This window comes from Snodgrassella sp. CFCC 13594 (genome assembly GCF_001590725.1).
GTDB lineage: Bacteria > Pseudomonadota > Gammaproteobacteria > Burkholderiales > Neisseriaceae > Snodgrassella.
Window position 1 is genome coordinate 1 of the sequence record NZ_LQXR01000061.1, and the last position, 1,105, is coordinate 1,105.

Consider the following 1,105-nt stretch of genomic DNA (forward strand, 5'->3'; position numbering starts at 1 on the left):
TTCTTTTTATTGACTTGAACTAAGCCCATGCTGAAATTCTTTCCTTGGGCGTGGAGTGATTTAGCTGCTGCAACTGCTTCCGCATAGGTTGTCGGTTGTTTTATTAGTGCTCCTTTCACAACTCCAATCGCGTAAGGATTAAACCCACTCTCAACCCGAGCTATGGCTTGTAACGTGTTGTGGTGTACACCAGGTGCACATTGTTTGGCCAACTGATTGAAATTGAGGACGTTGGATACCTGTTGTGAAACAGGCGGGATGGTAACCACACTTGGAACCGTAGGTGCGGCGGTAGCAACTGCGGGAATAAAGAGTAGTAGTGATAATTTAGTGTTCACTGATTTCCTCCTTTCAAAACAGCTAGGAATTCATCAATATTTCCTGGCCAATAGTAAGTACGGTAATCGAAGCTAATATCATGAGAACCTTCATTGAACTGAACCACAACAACCCCCGTTAATTGTCTTGCTTCATGCCAGCTAACAATGGCCGCAGTACTTATCATTACGGCTGGGCCAAGTCCGGCTGAGGCTAAGTCGGAATCGGTAGGCTTGCTGGAAGAAATGAACGGAGGTCCAATGTTTTCTGAGGCCAAACCACGGTGGTATAACTTTATCCAGTTACCGGTATGCAATAGATGAAGAAATTGCGGAATTGCCTGGTCATCACTTTCAATAGTGGCATGTAGATTTGTTTTGTTAAACATAAGCGTTCCTTCAAAAAGGGGGGCCATCATCAAGATGGCTGGCAGGTACTGGATATTGTTGATGTGCTGTTGAGCCTGTACTGGCTGCCAAATATTGATTAGAACTTAGTTGAGAAACGGTATTTTTGGGTGGAGAAGAAGTTTCTTTACTGCTGTTGCCTAGCATCTTCAATTCATTAGCGATGATGCCGTAAGCTATTTTCTCCACGCCATCTTTACCCTGATATTTTCGGCTTTGGATCCGTCCTTCGATGAATACTAAGCTCCCTGTTTTAAGGTATTGACCGGCAATCTCCCCTAATTTCCCGAATGACGTGATGTTGTGCCATTCGGTTCTTTTTTGACGCGCACCATTGCGATCTTTCCATTGCTCATCAGTAGCAATGGAGAAATTAGCAA

General features: G+C 44.2%; 3 protein-coding genes. All 3 read right to left on the reverse strand.

Annotated features, from left to right (window positions below):
- Positions 1-338 (reverse strand): transglycosylase SLT domain-containing protein (locus A2F46_RS11665; protein ID WP_369796346.1); only part of this gene is annotated, 338 nt, incomplete at its 3' end.
- The gene (locus A2F46_RS11670) at positions 335-706 is read right to left on the reverse strand and encodes a hypothetical protein (protein WP_066570633.1); all 372 of its coding nucleotides are present in this window, start codon (positions 704-706) and stop codon (positions 335-337) included. The genes A2F46_RS11665 and A2F46_RS11670, both read right to left, overlap by 4 nt.
- A 10-nt stretch (positions 707-716) precedes the next feature.
- The coding region (locus tag A2F46_RS12200) for a single-stranded DNA-binding protein (RefSeq protein ID WP_082783694.1) at positions 717-1,105 on the reverse strand (389 nt) is incomplete at its 5' end.

Coding starts and splice junctions, on each gene's coding strand:
- A2F46_RS11670 (WP_066570633.1), bottom strand. CDS start 706: ATGTTTAACAAAACAAATCTACATGCCACTATTGAAAGTGATGACCAG.